This window comes from Bradyrhizobium sp. AUGA SZCCT0105 (assembly GCF_018129565.1).
Classification (GTDB): Bacteria; Pseudomonadota; Alphaproteobacteria; order Rhizobiales; family Xanthobacteraceae; genus Bradyrhizobium.
The window spans coordinates 422,243-443,689 of record NZ_JAFCMK010000004.1 but is presented as its reverse complement, the minus strand read 5'-3'; the positions used below and the strand labels follow the sequence as shown (position 1 = coordinate 443,689).

The 21,447-nt window shown below is 67.0% G+C and carries 24 protein-coding genes and 1 pseudogene; 14 read left to right on the top strand and 11 right to left on the bottom strand.

Going from position 1 to position 21,447, the window contains the following annotated elements:
- Nucleotides 1–4 precede the first annotated feature (4 nt).
- Nucleotides 5–433, top strand: coding sequence for a CopG family transcriptional regulator (locus JQ573_RS21675; protein ID WP_116970689.1), 429 nt, complete (start codon nt 5–7; stop codon nt 431–433).
- A 50-nt stretch (nt 434–483) separates the two neighbouring features.
- Here the strand turns inward: JQ573_RS21675 and JQ573_RS21670 are convergent, their stop codons facing one another.
- Genes JQ573_RS21670 through JQ573_RS21655 form a run of 4 tightly spaced genes read right to left on the bottom strand, consistent with a single transcriptional unit; the run spans nt 484 to nt 2,371 of the window.
- Entirely contained in the window at nt 484–1,071 is a 588-nt protein-coding gene (locus JQ573_RS21670; protein ID WP_157973342.1) for a uridine kinase, read from the bottom strand.
- 49 nt (nt 1,072–1,120) lie between these two features.
- Nucleotides 1,121–1,576: an SRPBCC domain-containing protein gene (locus JQ573_RS21665; protein WP_137900600.1), complete on the bottom strand. Its 456-nt coding sequence runs from the start codon at nt 1,574–1,576 to the stop codon at nt 1,121–1,123.
- Nucleotides 1,576–2,043, bottom strand: coding sequence for an SRPBCC family protein (locus tag JQ573_RS21660; protein ID WP_116970615.1), 468 nt, complete (start codon nt 2,041–2,043; stop codon nt 1,576–1,578). The genes JQ573_RS21665 and JQ573_RS21660 overlap by 1 nt, the downstream gene beginning before the upstream one ends.
- Nucleotides 2,033–2,371, bottom strand: coding sequence for a helix-turn-helix transcriptional regulator (locus JQ573_RS21655; protein ID WP_116970616.1), 339 nt, complete (start codon nt 2,369–2,371; stop codon nt 2,033–2,035). Before JQ573_RS21655 ends, JQ573_RS21660 begins: the two co-directional genes overlap by 11 nt.
- A 161-nt stretch (nt 2,372–2,532) precedes the next feature.
- On the opposite strand from JQ573_RS21655, the gene JQ573_RS21650 reads away from it, so the two are divergent.
- Nucleotides 2,533–2,958, top strand: a complete 426-nt coding sequence (locus JQ573_RS21650) for a cyclopropane-fatty-acyl-phospholipid synthase family protein (RefSeq protein ID WP_137900599.1) — start codon at nt 2,533–2,535, stop codon at nt 2,956–2,958.
- The gene (locus JQ573_RS40790; RefSeq protein ID WP_137900598.1) at nt 2,955–3,893 is read left to right on the top strand and encodes a GNAT family N-acetyltransferase; all 939 of its coding nucleotides are present in this window, start codon (nt 2,955–2,957) and stop codon (nt 3,891–3,893) included. The genes JQ573_RS21650 and JQ573_RS40790 overlap by 4 nt, the downstream gene beginning before the upstream one ends.
- Here the strand turns inward: JQ573_RS40790 and JQ573_RS40265 are convergent.
- Nucleotides 3,871–4,117 (bottom strand): annotated as a pseudogene (locus tag JQ573_RS40265) (glyoxalase); the annotation flags it as partial. The gene JQ573_RS40790 and the pseudogene JQ573_RS40265 overlap by 23 nt on opposite strands.
- 376 nt (nt 4,118–4,493) lie before the next feature.
- Between JQ573_RS40265 and trbB the strand changes: the two are divergent.
- From trbB to JQ573_RS21585, 11 genes are read left to right on the top strand one after another with little or no spacing between them, the layout of a single operon-like run.
- A complete protein-coding gene (gene trbB / locus JQ573_RS21635; RefSeq protein ID WP_137900597.1) occupies nt 4,494–5,477 on the top strand; it encodes a P-type conjugative transfer ATPase TrbB in 984 nt (327 codons plus the stop codon).
- Nucleotides 5,474–5,806, top strand: a complete 333-nt coding sequence (locus tag JQ573_RS21630) for a TrbC/VirB2 family protein (protein WP_033965391.1) — start codon at nt 5,474–5,476, stop codon at nt 5,804–5,806. Before trbB ends, JQ573_RS21630 begins: the two co-directional genes overlap by 4 nt.
- Nucleotides 5,806–6,087 carry a VirB3 family type IV secretion system protein gene (locus JQ573_RS21625; RefSeq protein ID WP_065998026.1) on the top strand — a complete coding sequence of 94 codons (282 nt, stop codon included), beginning with the start codon at nt 5,806–5,808 and terminating at the stop codon, nt 6,085–6,087. The genes JQ573_RS21630 and JQ573_RS21625 overlap by 1 nt, the downstream gene beginning before the upstream one ends.
- Nucleotides 6,088–6,097: 10 nt before the next feature.
- The gene (gene trbE, locus JQ573_RS21620) at nt 6,098–8,536 is read left to right on the top strand and encodes a conjugal transfer protein TrbE (protein WP_137900596.1); all 2,439 of its coding nucleotides are present in this window, start codon (nt 6,098–6,100) and stop codon (nt 8,534–8,536) included.
- A complete protein-coding gene (gene trbJ / locus JQ573_RS21615) occupies nt 8,533–9,294 on the top strand; it encodes a P-type conjugative transfer protein TrbJ (RefSeq protein WP_137900595.1) in 762 nt (253 codons plus the stop codon). The genes trbE and trbJ overlap by 4 nt, the downstream gene beginning before the upstream one ends.
- Before the next feature lie 10 nt (nt 9,295–9,304).
- On the top strand, nt 9,305–9,688 hold the full coding sequence (gene trbK-alt, locus JQ573_RS21610) for a putative entry exclusion protein TrbK-alt (RefSeq protein WP_137900594.1): 384 nt from the start codon (nt 9,305–9,307) through the stop codon (nt 9,686–9,688).
- 4 nt (nt 9,689–9,692) lie between these two features.
- Nucleotides 9,693–11,033 carry a P-type conjugative transfer protein TrbL gene (trbL, locus tag JQ573_RS21605; RefSeq protein WP_137900593.1) on the top strand — a complete coding sequence of 447 codons (1,341 nt, stop codon included), beginning with the start codon at nt 9,693–9,695 and terminating at the stop codon, nt 11,031–11,033.
- Entirely contained in the window at nt 11,033–11,716 is a 684-nt protein-coding gene (trbF, locus tag JQ573_RS21600) for a conjugal transfer protein TrbF (RefSeq protein WP_116970736.1), read from the top strand. Before trbL ends, trbF begins: the two co-directional genes overlap by 1 nt.
- On the top strand, nt 11,713–12,738 hold the full coding sequence (trbG, locus tag JQ573_RS21595) for a P-type conjugative transfer protein TrbG (protein ID WP_116970735.1): 1,026 nt from the start codon (nt 11,713–11,715) through the stop codon (nt 12,736–12,738). The genes trbF and trbG overlap by 4 nt, the downstream gene beginning before the upstream one ends.
- The gene (locus tag JQ573_RS21590) at nt 12,735–13,949 is read left to right on the top strand and encodes a TrbI/VirB10 family protein (protein ID WP_201280134.1); all 1,215 of its coding nucleotides are present in this window, start codon (nt 12,735–12,737) and stop codon (nt 13,947–13,949) included. Before trbG ends, JQ573_RS21590 begins: the two co-directional genes overlap by 4 nt.
- Before the next feature lie 2 nt (nt 13,950–13,951).
- A complete protein-coding gene (locus JQ573_RS21585) occupies nt 13,952–14,176 on the top strand; it encodes a DUF2274 domain-containing protein (RefSeq protein WP_116970734.1) in 225 nt (74 codons plus the stop codon).
- A 34-nt stretch (nt 14,177–14,210) separates the two neighbouring features.
- On the opposite strand, the gene JQ573_RS21580 is transcribed toward JQ573_RS21585, so the two are convergent.
- Genes JQ573_RS21580 through JQ573_RS21555 form a run of 6 tightly spaced genes read right to left on the bottom strand, consistent with a single transcriptional unit; the run spans nt 14,211 to nt 21,381 of the window.
- Entirely contained in the window at nt 14,211–15,119 is a 909-nt protein-coding gene (locus tag JQ573_RS21580) for a LysR family transcriptional regulator (protein WP_116970738.1), read from the bottom strand.
- 37 nt (nt 15,120–15,156) lie between these two features.
- Nucleotides 15,157–15,408, bottom strand: coding sequence for a hypothetical protein (locus tag JQ573_RS21575; RefSeq protein WP_116970733.1), 252 nt, complete (start codon nt 15,406–15,408; stop codon nt 15,157–15,159).
- 24 nt (nt 15,409–15,432) lie between these two features.
- Complete coding sequence (locus JQ573_RS21570) at nt 15,433–16,296, bottom strand: DUF6671 family protein (RefSeq protein ID WP_116970732.1); 864 nt, start codon at nt 16,294–16,296, stop codon at nt 15,433–15,435.
- A 2-nt stretch (nt 16,297–16,298) separates the two neighbouring features.
- Nucleotides 16,299–17,204: a sulfate adenylyltransferase subunit CysD gene (gene cysD / locus JQ573_RS21565; RefSeq protein WP_116970737.1), complete on the bottom strand. Its 906-nt coding sequence runs from the start codon at nt 17,202–17,204 to the stop codon at nt 16,299–16,301.
- Nucleotides 17,201–19,759: a YbcC family protein gene (locus tag JQ573_RS21560; protein ID WP_116970731.1), complete on the bottom strand. Its 2,559-nt coding sequence runs from the start codon at nt 19,757–19,759 to the stop codon at nt 17,201–17,203. The genes cysD and JQ573_RS21560 overlap by 4 nt, the downstream gene beginning before the upstream one ends.
- Nucleotides 19,756–21,381 carry an NADH-quinone oxidoreductase subunit L gene (locus JQ573_RS21555; RefSeq protein WP_116970730.1) on the bottom strand — a complete coding sequence of 542 codons (1,626 nt, stop codon included), beginning with the start codon at nt 21,379–21,381 and terminating at the stop codon, nt 19,756–19,758. Before JQ573_RS21555 ends, JQ573_RS21560 begins: the two co-directional genes overlap by 4 nt.
- Between the last annotated feature and the right edge of the window lie 66 nt (nt 21,382–21,447).

The window sequence follows — 21,447 nt, the reverse complement described above, 5'->3', positions numbered from 1 at the left end:
GGCGATGGCATCAAGCTCGAAAAAACAGCGCTTGTCCGTCTACCTCGACCGGGAGGTCATGAAGGCGCTGGCGGATTATGCCGCGCGCCGGGATCATTCGCGCTCTCTCGTCGCGGAGGCGGCCATCGCGTCCTTCCTGTCTCCCGACGCCGCCGAGCGGCAGGAGGCGGCCACGACGAAGCGGCTCGATCAACTCGATCGGCGCATGACGCGCATGGAACGCGACCTCGGTATCTCGGTCGAGACACTGGCGGTCTTCGTGCGCTTCTGGCTCACGACCAATCCACCCTTGCCTGAGCCGGCCCAAGCCGCCGCCCGCGCACAGGCCGGCGAGCGCTACGATGCGTTCGTCGCGGCCCTCGGCCGGCGACTCGCCAAGGGGCCGAAGCTGCGACAGGAAATCTCGGAGGACGTTCCTGCAGGCGGCAATTGATCGGTGCCGGGACCACCTCGGCTACGCGACCAGGTTTGCGACGCTCGGGCTCAGGGGGTGAGATTAATGGCCACGTCAAACGCGTCAGGGGGCATCACGCTCTTGAAGTAGAAATCCTCAGCTTCATGCCACTGCCGCTCCCAAGGTCCGATCGCTCCTTCCCGAGCGGCCAACCGCGCCAAGCGCACATCGTCCGGCGCCAAGAGCGCGACGCGCAGATCGAGCAGGTCGGCCAGTTCCGGACGCGCCGCATAGACCCCTTCCAGGATCACGATCGGCCTTGGGCCGATCCACGTCGGCTCATCGCGCAGCCGTCCATCGAAAGCGTCCCAGTCGAAGGCGCGCCAACATGCCTCCCGGCCGGCCGCAAGGCCTTGGAGCACCGATCGTTGTCTCGTCCAATCGATGCAGGCCGCTGCGCGCGCTACGGCGCTATCCGCCCGAAGCTCGATCCCGCCCGCATAAAAGTCGTCGCCCTCGATCACGCAGGCCTCGACCCGCTCGGCGAGCGTCCTCGCCAACGTCGATTTGCCGACACCACTTCTGCCATCAACCGCGACGATCAAGGGCAGCCCCTTACGCTGCGCCGCTTCGGTCATGATCCCGGCCAGCGTGACCTCATCGCTGGCACGCATCATTCGACCACTCCGTTCGCTGATTGCGTCGGGCTGTTCAGCGATCCTCCTTTCAAAGCACCTTCTCCACTTCATCGAGGAGCGCTCTCGTACCTGCTTCCCGGCCGGCGATGTCGCCGTCGAAGTAGGCGCCCTGTTCGGTCAGCTCCAAACGCGTACCGGCGCCATCGGAGTTGAAGCTGATGGTGACGAGCGAAGAGGACAGCGGCGTCCCCTCCAATGTCATGTGGTAGGCGTAGATGAGCGTGTTGCCCTCATCTACGTGCAGCCAGGTCGTGGCGTTCGTGAGGACGAAGTCCGCTCCCCGGGGGCTGAACCGGGTGAACTCAACGGCGCCTGCCACGGTCGGTTCGGCTGGCCGATACTCATGGATGGTCCAGCCGTCGGCGAAGACCAGCCACTTGCGCCGCGCGTCGGCCTGCGCGAACGCCGCGAAAACCTTGGCCGGCAGCGCAGAGTAATTCCGTTCGATGGTGAAGCTTCCGTGCTTGATCGGGTTGCCCGCCATCAGAGCCCTCCGGCCAAGGCTTCGAGCTGGTTGAGGCACGTGCCCCAGCCATCATGGAAGCCCATCTCCTCATGCTTCTGACGGTCTGCGTCTGACTTGTGGCGCACCAGTGCCCGATAGCGGGTGCCGCCTTCCACCGCCTCCATCGTGATGTCGGCGGTCATGAAGGTTTCGGAATTCGGACGGAACTCGGGCCCGACCGCATCGGTCCATACCATACGCTTCCGAGGCTCTGCCAGCAGCACGCAGCCTGGCGTTTCATCCATTTCGGCGCCGTCCGGCGACGCCATCACGACCGAGAAGATTCCCCCGGCGCGGGGGTCGATCGCGACGCGCGCTACCGTCCAAGGTTTCGGTGCGAACCATTGCTTGAGCAGGTCGGGCTCCGTCCACGCGCGCCAGAGCTGGGCGGGTGTGGCCCTGACCGTCCGCTCCAGCACGAGATCGAGTTTGGCATCATGCGTCACTATTTTCTCCTTCACCGGGTAGATTCGCTAGAAATGCATCGAGGCGGTCGAGACGCGCCTCCCAAAGTGACCGCTGCTGGCCCAGCCAGCCTTCGGCGGCTTTCGCCGTTTCAGCCTTGAGCCGACAGGTGCGGATGCGGCCGGCCTTGTCGGATTCAATCCATCCGCCCGCCTCCAGCACCTTCAGGTGCTTGAGGAAGCTCGGCAGCGCCATGTCATGCGGCGCGGCAAGCTCAGAGACAGGCGCGGGGCCGGCTGCCAGCCGGGCGATCACCGCACGGCGGGTGGGATCAGCGAGTCCGTGGAAAATCGAATCAAGGTTAGCCATATGGCTATCTATTGACTTGGCACAGTGCTCGTCAAGATACCTAGCCATATGGAAAGGTGTCTTCCATCCGGCGGAGCGAAGGTCATGATGAAACCAAACGACACGGACGACGTCGTCGCACCAAACCCGTCGAAGCCACCGAGCCTGTCCGGAGGAGAAAAGTGACTGAACGGCTGTCCCTACGTCTGAAGGCAATCCTCGAAGCCCTGCCTCTCTCGCCCTGTATACGCGTGCTCGAGGTGGGATGCGGTCCCGGAGCGCTGACGCGCGCCATGTCGTCGGCGATCGGCAGCGGGTATGTGCTCGGGATCGACCGGTCAGACCGGGCCATCGCGCAGGCGATCGCAGGCTCCAAGGAGCAGGTCGCTGCCGGCCGTCTGTCATTCCGAACGGTGGCGGCCGAGGATTTCGTGATGGGACCCGGCGAGGCGCCGTTCGATCTTGTCGTGGCGGTCCGCGTCGGCGCGCTCGACGGCCGTCATCCCGCGGCCGGCGCTCGCGCCTGGCCGCGAATTCGCGCGGCGCTTGCCCCAAGCGGACGGATCTTCGTCGATGGCGTTGAGATACCTGCGGAGACGCCAAGGTGAGGATCGTGCCCTTCACGATGGATCGTGCCGAAGACGCATTGCGCCTGATGAACCTGCTTCGGCTCACGCCGATCAGCCTGCCCGAGTTCCTGGACCGCGAGGCACGATGGCCGGCGGGCGATCTGCGTCTGCGCTGGCTTGGTTACGACAATGACCGGGCCGTTGCCCTCGGGCAGATCGCCAACTCGCCCTATGCGCTATCTGATCATCTTGCCGTGCAGGTCACTGTCGATCCCGATCATCGCGGCCGGGGGAGAGGCAGCACCATGCTCGGCCTTGTGGAGAGCGAAGCCATCGGGCGCGGTTTTCGGGGGCTTGTCGCCACGATACCTGAGGCAGCATCCGGTCCGCAGGCCTGGGCCGAGGCACGCGGGTTTCAGCGCCACGCGCTGCGTTGCGACAGTCTGCTCGACCTTCGGACCTTCGACGGTCAGTCGGCAGTGCGCGCGGGGGTGACGCTCTCGGACATGACCGGAGCCAGTGAGGCGCAGTGGAAGGCGGTGGCGATGCTGTTGCAGACCCTCATCGCCGATGCGCCCGACATGCGAGACCTCCCGTCATGGACGTTGGCGCGCTGTTTTTCGGTACTGCGCGAGACTCCGGCCTCGCGACCGGAATGGGTCGTTGTTGCCGGGTTTAACGGCAGACCCGTCGGCCTCACCATCGGCCACGCTTTGGGCCAGGAGATCTATTCCTACTTCACTGGCGTGTTGCCCGACTGGCGCGGCAGGCATGTCGGCCTCGCGCTCAAGCTGCGCCTGATCGCTGCGGCGCAAATGTCGGGCATCACGACGATGCGGACAACGAACCTCGACGCCAATACTGCGGCGCTTCGGCTCAACGCCTCGATTGGCTTCCGTCGCGTTCCCGGCAGCCTGGAGGTCCGCAAGGCTTTGTCTGCGGTCGATTTCGCTACCTCGGCGAATCCCCGGTAACATAGCTGGCTGCGAACTCCGCGCTGGCCGGGATCGGCTTGATGATGTCGATCAGCACCCCCGTTGGGGTCGCTAGTGATGAAGTGGCGCTGGCCGAAGTCCTCATCGCGCAAGGACAGGAGCATAGGGATCCCGTCGGCAACAACCTGGCCATGCACGGTGTCAACATCGTCGACTTCGAAATTGAGAAGGATGTCAGTCGCGCGTCCGCGGGCGACGTAAGGTCGCTTGGTACTGCGCGCGATCTATCCGATTCCGACGTATTCGCACCCAATGGCAGACGGTCTTTCTTACAAGCGATCCTGGCCATGCGAGTGCCCAGAAGCTCTCTGCGATATGATCGCGGAAGTGATTGAGTACGGGGTTCGAGAGCTACAGCACATTCGAGATATCTCTTTAGCGCCATTGGACGATCTCCAAAGTTGGGCACGCTGACCGGCGAAGGATCGCAAGCTATTCCGCAGGTCCGCCCTTTACCTGTATTTCTACGCTACGGTTCTACGAACGCATTCCCTTGTTGCCGCGCCCACATTTCTGCCTCTTCTACTCATCCCCGATCCAGGGCCGCTCGTCCGCGGTCCCTTCACGAACGGGGACGACATGGCGGCTTCTCACCAGCGATCCGAGGCGAGCTTACGCGGCGCGCGCATGTTGCGCACCGCGCTCGGCCCCGCCATCGCCGGATTCCTGGAAGACCCCACAGTCGTCGAGGTGATGCTCAACCCCGACGGGCGGCTCTGGATCGACCGCCTGTCCGAGGGGCTGTCTGATACGGGAGAGTGCCTGTCCGCCGCCGACGGCGAGCGTATCGTGCGCCTGGTGGCGCATCACGTCGGCGCCGAGGTTCATGCCGGCGCACCACGCGTCTCAGCCGAGCTGCCCGAAACCGGAGAGCGGTTCGAGGGGCTGTTGCCCCCCGTCGTGGCGGCGCCGGCCTTCGCGATCCGCAAGCCCGCCGTCGCGGTCTTTACGCTGCAGGACTACGTCGCGTCCGCGATCATGTCGGCGGATCAGGCCGACGTCCTTCGTCGCGCCGTGGCCGATCGGCGCAACATCCTCGTGGCCGGCGGCACCTCGACCGGCAAGACCACGCTCACCAACGCCTTGCTCGCCGAGATCTCAAAGACCGCCGACCGCGTCGTCCTGATCGAGGACACGCGCGAGCTGCAATGCGCGGCCCCAAACCTGGTCGCGATGCGCACCAAGGATGGCGTCGCCACCCTCTCTGAGCTGGTCCGCTCGTCGCTGCGCCTGCGACCAGACCGTATCCCCATCGGTGAGGTGCGCGGGTCCGAGGCGCTCGACCTCTTGAAGGCCTGGGGCACCGGCCACCCTGGCGGCGTCGGCACAATCCACGCCGGCACCGCGCTAGGCGCGCTACGCCGCCTCGAGCAGCTCATCCAGGAAGCCGTCGTCACCGTCCCGCGCGCCCTGATCGCCGAGACGATCGATCTGGTCGCGGTGCTGAGCGGCCGCGGGTCCAATCGCCGCCTGGCCGAACTCGCCCGGATCGAGGGCCTCCGTCCCGACGGCGACTACCACGTAACCCCCGCAACCCAGCCCCCCTCAGGAGATCCCGCATGATCCGCCGGTCCTTGGCCCTACGTCGCCGCCTCACAACGGCGGTCAGTCTCGCGCTTTTCAGCGTTGCGTTCGCGCCGGCCGCCCACGCCTCCGGCTCGTCCATGCCGTGGGAGCAACCGCTCAATCAGATCCTGCAGTCCATCGAAGGACCGGTCGCCAAGATCATCGCGGTGATCATCATCATCGTCACCGGCCTGACGCTCGCCTTCGGCGACACGAGCGGCGGCTTCCGCCGGCTGATCCAGATCGTCTTCGGCCTCTCGATCGCCTTCGCGGCATCGAGCTTCTTCCTGTCGTTTTTCTCCTTCGGCGGCGGGGCGCTCGTTTGATGACGGGCCTTGCCGACAGCGCCGGCGAAGTGCCTGGCTTCAGCGTGCCGGTGCACCGCGCCTTGACGGAGCACATCCTGCTTGGCGGCGCGCCGCGCTCGATCGCCATCCTCAATGGCACGCTGGCGGCGGCGCTTGGCCTCGGATTGCGCCTCTGGCTGGTGGGCTTGGGACTCTGGGCGGTCGGGCACCTTGCCGCCGTCTGGGCGGCCAAGCGCGATCCGCAGTTCGTCGATGTGGTGCGCCGCCACCTGCGTATCCCCGGCTTCCTGAACGTCTGAGGCCGACCGCATGATGAACCTTGCCGAGTATCGCCGGACCTCGACCCGCCTCGCCGACTTCCTACCTTGGGCGGCGCTGGTTGGCGAAGGCGTTGTCCTCAACAAGGACGGCAGCTTCCAGCGCACAGCACGCTTCCGCGGGCCCGATCTCGATTCCGCGGTGCCGGCTGAGCTCGTCGCGGTCGCCGGCCGGCTCAACAACGCCTTCCGCCGCCTGGGCTCCGGGTGGGCGATCTTTGTCGAGGCCCAGCGTCACAGCGTCGGCGCCTACCCGGCGAGCCGCTTTCCAGAGCCCGCATCCGCGCTGGTCGACGCCGAGCGCAAAGCCGACTTCGAGGAAGACGCCTCGCATTTCGAGTCGAGCTATTTCCTCACCTTCGTCTTCCTGCCCCCGGCCGAGGACGCCGCACGCGCTGAAAGCTGGCTCTACGAAGGCAAGGCCGAGAAGGGCGTTGACGCCTGGGAGGCGCTGCGCGGCTTCGTCGATCGCACCAACCGCGTGCTCCAGCTCGTCGAGAGCTTCATGCCCGAATGCGCCTGGCTCGATGATGGCGAGACGCTGACCTACCTTCATTCGACCGTCTCTACCAAACGCCACCGCGTGCGCGTGCCCGAGACGCCGATGTATCTCGACGCGCTGCTGGCGGACCAGCCGCTGACCGGCGGCCTCGAGCCGCGGCTCGGCGAGGCGCATCTGCGCGTCCTCACCATCGTCGGCTTTCCAACGGCGACCACGCCCGGCCTGCTCCACGATCTCAACCGCCTCGCCTTCCCCTATCGCTGGTCGACCCGCGCGGTGCTGCTCGACAAAACCGACGCCACCAAGCTGCTGACAAAGATCCGGCGGCAATGGTTCTCCAAGCGCAAGTCGATCGCCGCGATCCTGAAGGAGGTGATGACCAACGAGGCCTCCGTGCTGGTTGACACCGACGCAGCCAACAAGGCGGCGGATGCCGATCTCGCGCTGCAGGAGCTCGGCGCCGATTATGCCGGTCAGGCCTATGTCACGGCGACCGTCGCCGTCTGGGACGCTGATCCACGCGTCGCGGCCGAGAAGCTGCGCCTGGTCGAGAAGGTCATTCAGGGGCGCGACTTCACCGCGATGCCTGAGACGGTCAACGCCGTCGATGCCTGGCTCGGCTCCCTGCCGGGTCATGTCTACGCCAATGTTCGGCAACCGCCGATCTCCACCCTCAATCTCGCCCACATGATTCCCCTGTCAGCGGTGTGGGCGGGGCCGGAACGGGACGAGCATTTCGGTGCGCCCCCCTTGCTGTTCGGCAAGACCGAAGGCTCCACCCCGTTCCGGTTTTCCCTTCACGTCGGCGACGTCGGCCACACCCTGGTGGTTGGCCCGACCGGCGCCGGCAAGTCCGTCCTGCTGGCGCTGATGGCGCTGCAGTTCCGGCGATACCCGGGTTCGCAGGTCTTCGCCTTCGACTTCGGCGGCTCGATCCGTGCGGCTGCGCTTGCTTGTGGCGGTGACTGGCACGACCTCGGCGGCGGCTTGACGGAAGGCGCCACCGACAGCGTGTCGCTGCAGCCGCTCGCCCGCATCCAGGAGGTGCCCGAGCGCGCCTGGGCCGCCGACTGGATCGTCGCCATCCTCATGCGCGAGGGCGTGACCATCTCGCCCGAGGTGAAGGAACATCTCTGGACGGCGTTGACCTCGCTGGCCAGCGCGCCGGTGGGCGAGCGCACGATCACCGGGCTCGCAGTCCTCCTGCAGTCCAACGACCTCAAACAGGCGCTCCGCCCCTACTGCGTCGGCGGCCCCTACGGTCGCCTGCTCGACGCCGAGAGCGAGCATCTGGGTCAAGCGTCCGTCCAGGCGTTCGAGACCGAGGGCCTGATCGGCACCGGCGCGGCGCCAGCGGTGCTCCCCTATCTGTTCCACCGCATCGAGGACCGCCTCGACGGCAGCCCGACCTTGCTGATCGTCGACGAAGGCTGGCTGGCGCTCGATGACGAGGGATTCGCCGGCCAGCTTCGGGAATGGCTGAAGACCTTGAGGAAGAAGAACGCCTCCGTCGTATTCGCCACGCAGTCGCTGTCGGACATCGATGGATCGGCCATCGCGCCCGCCATCATCGAGAGCTGCCAGACCCGGCTGCTCCTGCCGAACGAGCGGGCGATCGAGCCGCAGATCACCGCGATCTACCGGCGCTTCGGCCTCAACGACCGGCAGATCGAGATCCTCGCCCGGGCCATGCCCAAGCGCGACTATTACTGCCAGTCCCGCCGCGGCAACCGGCTGTTCGAGCTCGGCCTCGGCGAGGTCGCGCTGGCGCTATGCGCCGCATCCTCCAAGACCGACCAGGCCGCCATCGAGCGCGTCCTCGCCGAGCACGGCCGCGACGCCTTCCTCGCCGAATGGCTGGGCCTGCGCGGCGTCGGCTGGGCCGCCGACCTGATCCCCGACCTCACCAACCTGGAGACCCGACCATGATCCTTCGTCGCTCGCGCGCGGCCCTTTTGTCCGCCAGCATCTTCGCCGTGCCCGTCGCGTTGTCGCCGGTCCTCACCACCCCGGCCGCTGCGCAGTGGGTGGTCTACGATCCGACCAACTACGCCCAGAACGTCCTTCAGGCGGCGCGCGCGCTGCAGCAGATCAACAACCAGATCACCTCGCTGCAGAACGAAGCGCAATCGCTGATCAATCAAGCGCGCAATCTGGCCAGCCTCCCCTACTCCTCGTTGCAGCAGCTTCAACAGTCCGTGCAGCGGACCCAGCAGCTCCTGAATCAGGCGCAAAACATCGCCTTCGACGTCCAGCAGGTCGACCGCGCCTTCCAGTCGACCTACGGCAACGCCTCACTCTCCGCGTCTGACGCCCAGCTCGTCGCCCAGGCCCGCGAGCGCTGGCAGAACACGGTTGGCGGTTTGCAGGACGCGATGCGGGTGCAGGCGGGCGTCGTCGGCAACATCGACACCAACCGCACGCAGCTGTCCGCGCTGGTTGGCCAGAGCCAGGGCGCTACCGGCGCGTTGCAGGCGGCCCAGGCCGGCAACCAGCTCCTCGCACTCCAGGCCCAACAGCTCGCCGATCTCACCGCCGTCGTCGCCGCCAACGGCCGCGCGCAATCGCTCTCGGAAGCCGAACGCGCGGCGGCTGCCGAACAGGGCCGCGAGCAGCGCCGACGGTTCCTGACCCCCGGCGTCGGCTATCAGCCCGGCAACGCCCGGATGTTCCCAAGCGGGAACTGAGGGCGAGCTTATGGACGGCAAGCTTTTCGCGCGGATCGGGGCCATCGTCTTCGTCGCTGTCGCGGTCACTGCGACGGCGATCGAGATGACCCGGAAAGAGGAAGAACCGGCGGCGGCGTTCGCGCGCGCCGCCGTCGCGGTGGCGGCCGACCCGCTGCGCGCGGAGCTGATCCGGTGCCAGCGCCTCGGCGAAGCCGGTCCCCGCGATCCGGCATGCCTCTCCGCCTGGGCGGAAAGCCGCGAGCGGTTCCTTGCTCCCGGCGCGCGGCCGGGCGTGCGCGCCACCCCGGCCACCGAGGTTCCGCCGACGCCGCCCGACGCGGCCGGAACTCGCTCCATGCCGGATGATCCGATCCGCAAGGAAATGGCGCCGCAGCTGGACGAGGCCCGATAGCATCATGGGCGGCACCGGCGTCATCGATCATTTCCTCGAGATCTTCACCCGCTACATCGACAGCGGCTTCGGCCTCTTGAGTGGCGAGGTCGCGTTTATCGCGACCACGCTGATCGTCATCGACGTAACGCTCGCCGCCCTGTTCTGGAGCTGGGGCGCCGACGACGACATCATGGCGCGCCTGGTCAAGAAGACCCTGTTCGTCGGCGTGTTCGCCTACATCATCGGCAACTGGAACAACCTCGCGCGGATCGTCTTCGAGAGCTTCGCCGGCCTCGGCCTGAAGGCCTCCGGCACCGGTTTCACGACCGCCGATCTGCTGCGCCCCGGCAAGGTCGCGCAGACCGGGCTCGATGCCGGCCGACCGCTGCTCGATTCGATCTCCAGCCTGATGGGCTACTGGTCGTTCTTCGAGAACTTCATCCAGATCGCCTGCATGTTCCTCGCTTGGGCGCTGGTGCTGCTCGCCTTCTTCATCCTCGCCATCCAGCTCTTCGTTACCCTGATCGAATTCAAGCTGACGACTCTCGCCGGCTTCGTGCTCATCCCCTTCGGCCTGTTCGGAAAGAGCGCCTTCATGGCCGAGCGGGTGCTCGGCAACGTCATCTCGTCGGGCATCAAGGTCCTGGTGCTCGCCGTCATCATCGGTATCGGCTCGACACTGTTCTCCGAGTTCACCGCCGGTTTCGGCGGCGCCAATCCGACTATCGATGAGGCCATGGCGATCGTGCTCGCCGCACTGTCGCTGCTCGGACTTGGCATCTTCGGGCCCGGCATCGCCAACGGGCTGGTGTCCGGCGGCCCTCAGCTCGGCGCCGGCGCGGCGGTCGGGACCGGGCTCGCGGCCGGAGGCATGATCGCCGCCGGCGGCGCCGCGGCCGGTCTGGCCGCCGGTGGTGTCGGAGCCGTGGCCGGCGGCGCGGCCGCCGCCGCACGGGGCGGCGCCGCGATGGCGGGCGGCGCGTCCACCGCCTACAGCCTCGGTGCGGCGGGTCAGTCGGGCGCGGCTGGCGTGGCTTCCGGCCTCGGCGGCGTCGCCCGCGCCGCCGGCAGCGGGGCGACTTCGCCGCTGCGCCGCGCCGCGGCCAGCATGAAGTCGAGCTTCTCGGAGGGCGGCAAGACCGCGTTCGAGGCGACGGGCGGTTCGTCGACCATGGGCTCGATCGGCGGCGGCGCGACGGACGCAGCCTCGTCGGCGGCCAGTGACGCGCCGCCCGCCTGGGCCCGCCGCATGAAACGCTCCCAAGCCCTCAGCCACGGCGTGACGGCCGCCGCGCACGCGGTGCGCAGCGGCGACAGCCATGGCGGCGGCTCCTCCATCAACCTCTCCGAAAGCGACCGCTGATGTTCAAAAGACCTTCCACACACTACGGCAAGACCCCCGAGCCCGAGACGCCCTACCAACGCGCCGCCCAGGTTTGGGATGACCGGATCGGCGGCGCCCGCGTCCAGGCCAGGAACTGGCGGCTGATGGCCTTCGGCTCGCTGATCCTGTCTGCCGGGTTCGCGGCCGCGCTCGTCTGGCAATCGGCGCGCGGCACGGTCGTGCCCTGGGTGGTGCAGGTCGACCGGCTCGGCCAGGCGCAGGCGATCGCGCCCGCGGTCGCGGACTATCGTCCCACCGATCCCCAGATCGCCTTCCATCTCGCGCGCTTCATCGAGCAGGTCCGCTCGATCCCCGCCGACCCGATCATCGTCCGCCAGAATTGGCTGCGCGCCTACGATTTCACCACCGATCGCGGCGCCGCGGCGCTCAACGACTATGCACGCTCGAACGACCCCTTCACCAAGGTCGGGCGGATCCAGGTCGCGATCGACGTCTCGAGCGTGATCCGGGCGTCGCCGGACTCGTTCCGCGTCGCCTGGACCGAGCGCCGCTACGAGAACGGCCAGCTCGCCGAGACGAGCCGCTGGACCGCCATCCTCACCATCGTCGTGCAGGTCCCGAGCAATGCCGACCGGCTGCGCGCGAACCCGCTCGGCATCTACGTCAACGCCATCAACTGGTCACGGGAGCTTGGACAATGAAGCCGTCTTTCCGTAGAGCCGGAAACCCGGCTTTCCGCACGTCCACAATCGCGGCTTTGCTGCTCTCAGCAACCACGCTCGCCGGCTGCGCCACCACGCAAAAGCCGCCCGAGATTTCGTATGACGACGCCGCGCCCGCAGTGCAGACGGTTGATCCGCCTGCGCCGGTCCAGGTCGTGGAGCTGCCACGCCCGCTGCCGTTGCCCGGCCAGATGAAGCCGGTAGAGGAACGTCGCCGGACGCCCGAGCCGACCGATCCTGCCGCGCGGGTCAACCAGGCCAATGCCGCCGCGCGGGTGCAGCCGGTTCGCGACGGCTTCATCAACGCCATGCAGGTCTATCCGTGGACGCAGGGCGCGCTCTATCAAGTCTATACCGCCGTCGGGCAGATCACCGACATTGCGCTCCAGCCCGGCGAACAGCTCGTCGGCTCGGGGCCGGTGGCCGCCGGCGACACGGTGCGCTGGATCATCGGCGACACCCAGAGCGGCTCCGGCGCGACCACCCAAGTCCATATCCTGGTGAAGCCGACCCGTGCGGACCTGATGACGAACCTGGTCATCAACACCAACCTGCGCACCTACCATATGGAGCTGCGCTCCACCGAGCGGACCTATATGGCGTCGGTCTCCTGGCAGTATCCGCAGGATCAGCTGATCGCGCTTCGCCGCCAGAACGCGCAGGCCGAGGCGGCGCGGCCGGTCGCTACCGGCGTCGACCTCGCCAACATCAACTTCCGCTACGCCATCGAGGGCGACCGCGCGCCTTGGCGGCCGCTGCGCGCCTATGACGATGGGCGGCAGGTGTTCATCGAGTTCCCCCGGGGCATCGCCCAGGGCGAGATGCCGCCGTTGTTCGTGGTCGGCCCTGAGGGCAACACGTCCGAGCTCGTGAACTACCGCGTTCGCGGCAACTACATGATCGTCGATCGCCTGTTCGCGGCCGCCGAGCTGCGGTTGGGCGCCGGCGATCGCCAGAGGCGGGTTCGCGTTACCCGCACCGACGGGAGGCCCACATCGTGAGCGAGCCGCAGTCCCCGAAAGACGAGACGGCGCCGCTGACGGGGGCCGCCCCGGAGGCTGCCTCGACCATGCGGCTGCGCGCCGAAGCACCAAGGGTCACGCGGCTGTCACGCAAGGTGCTCGCCGGGATCGGGCTGGTCGCGAGCGTCGGCCTCGGCGGCGCCCTGATCTACGCGCTTCAAACCCGCGACGGCGGCAAGGCCTCCGAGGAGCTCTATTCCACCGACAACCGCTCGACCGCGGACGGCTTGGCGAGCCTCCCGCGCGACTACAGCCGGGTTCCGCAGCTCGGACCACCGCTCCCAGGCGATCTCGGTCGCCCAATCCTCGACGCGCAGAACCGCGGCCAACCGGTGCCGGTGCCCGGCATCGCCACGCCGAACCCCGGCCTCAGCGCCGAGGAGCAACGACGTCTCCAGGAGATCGAGACCGCGCGCACTGCCAAGCTCTTTGCCGGGACGGAGGGCCGTCCGCTGTCATCGCCGGCAGCCGGCGTTGCCTCTGTCGCGCCCCCACCGGCGCCCGATCTCACAGGCCTCGGGCTGGCGCCGCAACCCGCCACACCCACAGCGCAGGATCGGCAGCTCGCCTTCCTCAATGCCGCCGCCGATCGGCGCACGGTCGCCCCCGACCGCGTCGCCGCGCCGGCGTCGCCGAACATCCTGCAGGCGGGCGCGGTCATCTCCGCCGCGCTCATTACCGGCATCCGTTCCGACCTTCCGGGCCAAATTGCAGCCCAGGTGACCGAAAACATCTATGACAGCCCAACCGGACGTACCCTGCTCGTGCCACAAGGCACGCGCATCATCGGCCAATACGACAACAACGTTCAGTTCGGTCAAAGCCGCGTGCTGCTGGTCTGGAACCGGCTGATCTTCCCGAACGGCCGGTCAATTGTGCTCGAGCGTCAGCCCGGTGCTGATGCGGAAGGCTACGCCGGTCTTCAGGACGGCGTCGATTATCATTGGTGGGATCTCGCCAAGGCGGCTGGCCTCTCCACGTTGCTAAGCGTCGGCGCCGAGCTCGCGACCAACGATGAGAACCGCCTGATCCAGGCGATCCGCAACGGCGGACAGGACACCATCAATGACGCCGGCCAGCAGATCGTCCGCCGTCAGCTCAACGTCGCGCCGACGCTTACGATCCGACCGGGATTCCCCGTACGGGTCATCGTAACGCGCGACCTTGTTCTCGAGCCCTATGGAGGTTGACCATGGCGAAGCTGAAACTTGGCGCCCTCGACGACGACAAGCCGGTTAAGGCGTCGGTCGAACTGCCGGCGACCGTCCATCGGAACCTGATCGCCTACGCCGAGGTGCTCGCGCGCGAGACGGGTCGGCCTGTCGGTGATCCGATCAAGCTGATTTCACCGATGATCGAGCGGTTCATGGCGACCGATCGAGCGTTCGCAAAAGCGCGTCGGACAACAGGTAGCTGAACCGCATTCGACGACATTGTAATTGATTCAAGACTTAGGAATCGACGCGTGACCTTGCGAGCCCTTGGGGCGCTGACAGCGACTTGGCGAGGCTGAGCAATCGTCTCAAGGCCGGATTGTCGTTTCGCGGAGACCATACGGCACAGAACGTGAGGAGATCGTCCGAGAGCGGCCGGTAAACAACACCGGGGAAGCGCGTCGCTATGGTCGCTTCGCTTGTCAAAGTCAGACCTCGCCCAAGGGCCACGAGGTGCATCAGATTATCTCGCCCAACGCGATGGCTCTCAATGCTCGGGTGACGACCGAGGTCAGCGAGGTGCTTGATGAGATAGTCGTGGATTTCGGGCCCGGGGTCGGTATCGCTGATGATGAAGTGTCGCTCGTATAGGGCCGCCCACGAAATAACCGCCATCTTCGACAACTCGTCACCCAGGGGGACTGCCACATAAACGCGTTCCGTCCAAAGCTGTGCCACATCACAGCCCTCCGCGCTCGGTTCGCCAGTGAGAAACGCAACGTCAAGTTCAAGCCGCTGTATCGCGTTGATGTGCGTAGACGGTCCGCCCTCGACAAGGTCGGGTCGGATGGCCGGATGTGCCGCAATGAAGCTGCGCAGCAGATCAGCGAGGAATCCGGAAGCAAGAGAAGAGAATATGCCGATCCGGACAGCTCCAGCCTCTCCACGCCCGTGCGAGCCGGCATCCATCGCTGCATGACCAATATGCCGCAGGGCCTTGCGTGCCCGGACGAGAAACTGGTTGCCTGCATGGGTGAGTTGAACGCCCCCGTGATGGCGGACAAACAGTGCTGCGCCGATCTCATCCTCAAGGTCGCGCACGCGGCGGCTAATAGCGGACTCGTGGACTCCCATTGCTTTAGCGGCGCGCCGGAAGCTCCCCCGCTCGGCGGCTGCAACCATGTAGCGAAGATGCCGAAGCTCCATCCTTTCAACGCCTCCTGTCATCTCTCGAGGCGCAGGCTCAATCCTTGTCGACGGACTCGACGGCGCCGCTGTCGGGTTCCGCGTAATAGGAGCTCAGCGCTGATCGGCATCGTGCTGTCGACAGGTGTTTCAATATTTCGAGGTCGTTGAGGACATCAAAGGGGTTCCGATCAAGTGCGCTACGCAGCGCGTCCTTTAGCCACTTGCTCATACCAGGGTGCGACAGGACCCATTCGATCATCGAGTCGGTGTCTGCTGGGCCGTCGCGGGGCTTTCCGACTTCTGCCATGTGGACCTCCTCTCTCGACTGACCTCAGGGGTTGCAATCGCCGCATTGACCTGGGTCCGCCGTCGTCGCTGCGACGGGGCGCTCGATCCGATGACCACAGCCCTCGCACGAAAGCACGTCCGCCTTGATCGCCAGAGTTGGCCCGCCGCACCACGAACAGGGCAGACCGGAAAGCCGCTCGGTTACCGCGAATCCGGGCGCCGCGCACACGGGACACTTGCTGCGGAACCGGCGGACCAGATCGAGGGTGGCGGCTTTGATGGCGCGCATGCGGGTCGGGTTGCGATGGGCTCGCATGTCGGTCTCGACGAAGGCCGCGCCGCACATCGCGATCGTCTGAGTCACAGCGTTGTCGAGGTCCGCCGCGCTGGCGATGTCCTTGATGAGCGCGCGGCCAGGCGCCGGCTCACCGTCGATGCAGCCGATGACGATCACGCCATGACCGGGGAACTGGGCCCGCTCGCAAAATGCGCGCGCGCTGGGCAAGTCTGAAACAACCGCGTGACTGAAGTTGGTGGTCAGGCTCGCATGACGACCGATGAGCTCAATCCCGCGCGCGCGATCGGCCAGGACGACGATCTCGCGGGCGAGCGGCGCGAACGGGATGTAAGGATGAGGGCCGAAACTGCCTTCGCTGGCCAACGCGAACTGAGCGTCGGGCGCTTCCGCGAACGCCGCCGCGATCTTGGCCCGCGCGGCATCGAGCTGCGAGCCGGTCCGCTCGACGTCCCGGCTGAAGGTCCCAAACCGGTCAGTATCGATGCCGCTGCTTACCCTGACGCGCACGCCGAGCGATCGTTCCAGCAGCGGCGCGATCACCCGCTCCTTGGCGTGCATCGTCGCGAGCATCGCCAGTTCATCGTCGTAGGGGCGCGGAGCGGCCGGCATGACTAGAAATACCCCTCCCGCTTCTTCTGTTCGAGCGAGCCGCCGTCCTCGCCGTCACTGATCCGGCCCTGACGTTCCGATCCCGTGGCAGCCAACGTCTCCTGAACGACTGAGCGGAGGTCGGCCGCGTCGGATTCGACCGCCGCCGTCACCGGCCAGCAGCCGAGCGTCCGAAAACGCACGGTCTTGGTTTGGACGGTTTCGCCGGCCCGCAGTCGCATGCGGGGCTCATCATCGACGACGATCAGCCCGCCGCCCCTCTCGACAACCGGCCGGGGCGCGGCGAAATAGAGCGGCGCCAGCGCGATGTCGTGTGTCAGCGCGTAGGTCCAGACGTCGGTTTCGGTCCAGTTCGAGAGCGGGAACACCCGCGCCGACTGATCCTTGCCGAGCCGGGTGTTGTATAGGTTCCAGAGTTCGGGCCGCTGTTGGCGCGGATCCCAGACATGGCCGGCGCTCCGAACGGAAAACACCCGCTCTTTGGCCCGCGACTTCTCTTCGTCGCGGCGCGCCCCGCCGAAGACGAAGTCATAGCCGCCCTGGTCCAGCGCGGCCTTGAGCGGCTCGGTGCGCATCTCCAACGTATAGCGATCGCCATGATCGAACGGGTTGAGACCGGCGGCGCGCGCCGCCTCATTGGCGTGGACGATCAACTCGAAGCGATGCTCTCGCGCGAAGCCGTCGCGGAAGTCGAGCAGCGACTGGAACTCCCAGGTCGAGTCGATGTGGAGCAGCGGGAACGGAGGCCTTCCCGGGAAGAAGGCGCGCAAGGCGAGGTAAGCGAGCACGGTCGAGTCCTTGCCGGCCGAGAACAGCATCACCGGCTTGCGCGCTTCGGCGACGGCTTCGCGCAGGATGTGGATCGCCTCCGATTCCAGTCGCGCGAGGTGGGACAGCCGTGCGGTCATGCGGCGGCTTCCCATTGAAGCCCACCGACGTAGCGGCGGATCACCCGGCCTTCATCGGCCAGCCGGAAGAGGTGAACCCAGCCGTTGTCGACGAGATGACGAACGCCCGCGTGCTTCTCGATGACGCCATTCAGCGCGTCTTCGGGGGCTGCGATGAAGACGTTGAGCCGCAGCGGTTCATGCACGAAGCGCTCGCCGTCGTGGACCGACTGCCAGGGCAATCCCACCTTGAGGTCACCGGAGTTGCCCTCCAGCACCCCCAGCTGCCCGACGACGTTGTGCAGCACCTTGTTGCCGCTGCCGAAGGCGCGGTTGTTCACGGTCGAGCCGTAATATTGCAGGTTGATCCAGCTCGCGACGACCATCGGCGCGGTCATGATCAGTTCGAGCACGCCGAACCCGTCGTCCTTGCGCCAGTCATAGTCGTGCAGGAAGGCGCGGCCGCCGAGATCGAGCCCGCGCGTCCGTGACCGCGGCGCGGCGATGAAGGCGGCGTTGCCCGCGAGCCCCCATTCGGGACGGACCTGCGCCCAGTCGCGGCTACGCGCCTTCACCGCACGATCAACGTCCCTGGTCTTGTCGATTCCGAGCCCCAGCGCGCGTTCGGCGCGCGCCAGCGACGAAGCCTTCGCCAGCGCCCTGCGCAGAGCGGCGAGATCGGCGGCGTGGGACGCGGGGAGATCGTCCGCGTCGAAGATGTGGACCTCGTCGGTGGTCGTATCGTGCAGGCAGCCCAGGAACCAGGTGTCCTCGGGGATATCGATTCCCTTGCCGGCGAGACCTCTGCGCACGCCCGGATCGTTGAGGATGGCGGCGGCGACCCGTGCGTTCGCCTCGCCGGTGTGGCCGCCGCACGCGCCGCAATCGAGCCCCGAGGCATGGGGATTGTTGACGGTCGTGCTGCCGTGCCCGGTGAGCAGGACCAGGCGCGCGAAGTCTTGCGTCATCGACATCGCGCGCAGGACGGCCTCGGCCATGGCGACACGCTGCGCGTCGTCGAAGCCGGTGAGCCGGCCAGCCACCGCGCGGGGATCTAGACGCGGGCCCACCCGATCGATGACGCTCTCGTCGAGGCCATCGGTATTGGGGTCGCTGACCGTCCGGGTCAGGCGCGCGCTGTCGCCGACGAGCTTGCCGGCGAACAGCAACCCCGCCGTCTCGACATAGGTGAAGGAAGACACCGCCGAGAGCTTGAACGCCTTCCACGCCTTCGCCGCGCGGCGGCGCAGCAGGCGCCGGTTGAGGATCTCCGCCTCCTCGGGCTCGGAAGCACCGGCGACCGCCTCGCAGACGACGAAGGCGGGTTTGAGCAGCACCGGGCATTGCGCGCCGCCGGTGTCGCGGCCGATCGGCACATATTCGATTGGGAAGCCGAAGAAGCCGGCGAAGCCGATCGTCTCGGCGTCGGGGCAGACCGTCTCGAGCGCGCGCCGATAGACCTCGGAGCGCACGTCGATGCAGAACGCCGCCTGGAACGCCTTGCGCACAGCCTTTGAGGGCACGGGGGATGCGAGGTGCTGCCCGAGCCGCGCCAGTAACTGGCGCTGATACCCGGCCTCATAGGCTTCGTGCAGCATCAGATCGACGACCAGCTCCGGATCGTCGCCAAGGCGCTCGTCCTCCGGCAGCGCGGTGGCCTCTGCCATCGCCTTCGACCATGCCGCCCTAAAATCCGGGTCGGCGCGTTCGAGGAACAGCGCATAGCCCCACACCACCCGGATCGCCAACAGCTGCACCAGCGTGTCGTCATCGCGCCCGTAGAGCGAGTTGTCCCAGACGCGGTATCGCGCATAGGCGGCCCAGCCGCCGACATCGATCAGCGCGCGGTGCAGGTAATCCTCGACCGCGCGCTCGGGGATGCCGAGCGCGCCCACGACTGCGGCGATCGCTTCGCGCGGGTCGTCCGGCATGGCGGCGACGGCCTTGCGGAAGCCCTTGATTCCCATCGTCTCGGGGTTGCGGTCGAACTGCATAGCCGCGCGCCAGGCGGCGTAAGGCGGCAGCGCCCGCGACGGCAGCTTCCACGCGGCTTGACCCTCGTCGAAATAGGCCGCGCACCACTTCGAGATCTCGTCGATCATGAAGGCAGTGCGCGAGGCTTGGCGGTCGCCCGCCGACAGGCTGTCGAGAACCTCGGCGACGGTCGCAACCACTGCTTTTGGCCTCTTCGTCACCGGGTCTGTTGCGGCCGACCGGCGCAGCGCCGCGTCGTCGCTCGCCAGCGCTGCGTGACCGGACGTCGCGGCGACCGCCGCCTTCAGGTCGCGATCCTCGATCCGTCCCGCCGCCAGCGCTTCTCGGTAGAATGCACGCGGCATCAGCATGTCGACGCCGGCGACGCGGCGCAGCGTCGCGCACGTCGAGGAAAAGCTCTGGTCGCTGAAGCCGAGAAACGGATTGACCGCGACGAAGTGCTTGAGCGGCCAAAGCGGCGCGATCTTATTGCACGCCCGGTCGATGGCGGCGTCGATCGCCGGGCGTGGCGGGTTGGCCACTGGCTCCGCATCTTGCGCCCGCCTCGGCGGGTCGATCGCGGCGGCGACGGCATGGCTCATGAGGGAACTCCGCTGACAGGGGTCGAAGGAACGATCGCGGGCGGCGGCGGCGGGCTTGGCCAGAACCGCAGCACCAGCCGGTTGGCGAGCGTGTTGACGTAGAGGCCGTTGGCAAGGTGGACGTAGGCCGCCTGCCAGCGCGGGGCGTCCGCCTTGCCCGGCAAGACGCTCTGGAAGACGGTCACCGCCGCGAACGCCAGGACGACCAGGGCGACGATGACGAGGTCGAGTGGTCCGCGCAGCGCCTGCACCGGGGGCAAGGACCCGGCAAGCACATGCTCCACCGCCCATTGGAGTCCGAAATAGGCGAGCGACACCACCAGTGCGAGCGCGGCCGTCCGGCCGACGACATAGAGGCTTGGCCGCTCGTCGAAGGCCTGGGTTATGAGGTGCGCGAGACCCAGCATCACCACCGCGCCGAGGGCGAACACACCGGGTTGCGCGGTGATCGTCGCGCCGAACAGCGTCCCCACGACCAAAGCCGCGGCCAGGACCAGGCCGACGATCATCGCCATCCGGGCCGGGTGCGGCTGACCGCCGGGGCTCGGCGACCACGACGCCCGCGCCAGGTCGATGACGCTGCCAGACGAGAGGAAGGCGTGGGCCTTGTAGAGCGAGTGAGCGACGATGTGCAGCAACGCTGCGGCGAACGCGCCGAGCCCGCATTGCAGCATCATGAAGCCCATCTGGGCGATGGTCGAATAGGCCAGCGAAACCTTGACGCTGGTCTGGGTCAGCATGACGACCGATCCGAACAGCGCGGTAACGCCGCCAACGATGACCAGGATCTCCATCGATGGCGACGAGAGCGAAATGACGTCGGCGAAACGCAGCACGAGGAAGCCGCCGGCGTTGATCACGCCGGCGTGGAGGAGCGCCGACACGGGTGTCGGTGTCTCCATCACCTCGGTGAGCCAGCCATGCAGCGGGAACTGCGCCGACTTGAGCAGCGCGGCGATCACCAGCAGTACCGCGACCGCATGGATGGCAGCGGGAATGTCTCCGCCGACGCGCATCGCCTCCGCCCCCGCGAACAGGACCGCATAGTCGAGACTGCCGAAAGCCTGATGGAGCAGCACCATCGCCGCGATCAGGCAGAGATCGCCGAGCCGGCTGGCGAGGAATTTCTTGCGCGCGGCGAGCACGGCCGCCTGCCGCTCGGGATAGAACAGCAGCAGCTTGTTGAGCCCGAGGCTGGTCGCGATCCACGCCAGCGCGAACTGGAACAGATTGCCCGAGACGATCAGCAGCAGCACCGCCGCGAGGGTCAGACACAGCCACTTGGTGAAGCGGGCCTGCCCGCGGTCGCCGTCGAGATAGTTGCGGCTATACAGGACGACGATCAGGCCGACGAAGGCGACCAGCACGAACATGATCGCGGCCAGAGTATCGACGTAGAATCCCAGGCCGACACCTGCGAACCCCACCGTGCCTGTCACCAGGGGGCCGTTGACCGCGACGCAGAGGCCCGCGGCTGCGGCCATCGCCAGGGCGAAGCCGGCGATCCAAGCGGCGCCCCCTCCGACCTGTCGCTGACCCGACTTGGCGCTTCCGGTCGCCAATCCGGCGACTGCGAGCGCGAATGGTCCGAGAGCGAGGCACCAGGTCAGGTTCGGCGTCATGGTCGTCTCCAGCGAGAAGCGACCTATCAATTAACGCCACATGCGGGTTCTTAATAATACAAAGAT

Bases quoted from the DNA above. Each gene is read 5' to 3' on its own strand.
- JQ573_RS21675 (WP_116970689.1), top strand. From the start codon at position 5: ATGGCATCAAGCTCGAAAAAACAGCGCTTGTCCGTCTACCTCGACCGG.
- JQ573_RS21670 (WP_157973342.1), bottom strand. From the start codon at position 1,071: ATGATGCGTGCCAGCGATGAGGTCACGCTGGCCGGGATCATGACCGAA.
- JQ573_RS21665 (WP_137900600.1), bottom strand. From the start codon at position 1,576: ATGGCGGGCAACCCGATCAAGCACGGAAGCTTCACCATCGAACGGAAT.
- JQ573_RS21655 (WP_116970616.1), bottom strand. From the start codon at position 2,371: ATGGCTAACCTTGATTCGATTTTCCACGGACTCGCTGATCCCACCCGC.
- trbB (WP_137900597.1), top strand. From the start codon at position 4,494: ATGGCGGCTTCTCACCAGCGATCCGAGGCGAGCTTACGCGGCGCGCGC.
- JQ573_RS21630 (WP_033965391.1), top strand. From the start codon at position 5,474: ATGATCCGCCGGTCCTTGGCCCTACGTCGCCGCCTCACAACGGCGGTC.
- JQ573_RS21625 (WP_065998026.1), top strand. From the start codon at position 5,806: ATGACGGGCCTTGCCGACAGCGCCGGCGAAGTGCCTGGCTTCAGCGTG.
- trbE (WP_137900596.1), top strand. From the start codon at position 6,098: ATGATGAACCTTGCCGAGTATCGCCGGACCTCGACCCGCCTCGCCGAC.
- trbJ (WP_137900595.1), top strand. From the start codon at position 8,533: ATGATCCTTCGTCGCTCGCGCGCGGCCCTTTTGTCCGCCAGCATCTTC.
- trbK-alt (WP_137900594.1), top strand. From the start codon at position 9,305: ATGGACGGCAAGCTTTTCGCGCGGATCGGGGCCATCGTCTTCGTCGCT.
- trbL (WP_137900593.1), top strand. From the start codon at position 9,693: ATGGGCGGCACCGGCGTCATCGATCATTTCCTCGAGATCTTCACCCGC.
- trbF (WP_116970736.1), top strand. From the start codon at position 11,033: ATGTTCAAAAGACCTTCCACACACTACGGCAAGACCCCCGAGCCCGAG.
- trbG (WP_116970735.1), top strand. From the start codon at position 11,713: ATGAAGCCGTCTTTCCGTAGAGCCGGAAACCCGGCTTTCCGCACGTCC.
- JQ573_RS21585 (WP_116970734.1), top strand. From the start codon at position 13,952: ATGGCGAAGCTGAAACTTGGCGCCCTCGACGACGACAAGCCGGTTAAG.
- JQ573_RS21580 (WP_116970738.1), bottom strand. From the start codon at position 15,119: ATGGAGCTTCGGCATCTTCGCTACATGGTTGCAGCCGCCGAGCGGGGG.
- JQ573_RS21575 (WP_116970733.1), bottom strand. From the start codon at position 15,408: ATGGCAGAAGTCGGAAAGCCCCGCGACGGCCCAGCAGACACCGACTCG.
- JQ573_RS21570 (WP_116970732.1), bottom strand. From the start codon at position 16,296: ATGCCGGCCGCTCCGCGCCCCTACGACGATGAACTGGCGATGCTCGCG.
- cysD (WP_116970737.1), bottom strand. From the start codon at position 17,204: ATGACCGCACGGCTGTCCCACCTCGCGCGACTGGAATCGGAGGCGATC.
- JQ573_RS21560 (WP_116970731.1), bottom strand. From the start codon at position 19,759: ATGAGCCATGCCGTCGCCGCCGCGATCGACCCGCCGAGGCGGGCGCAA.
- JQ573_RS21555 (WP_116970730.1), bottom strand. From the start codon at position 21,381: ATGACGCCGAACCTGACCTGGTGCCTCGCTCTCGGACCATTCGCGCTC.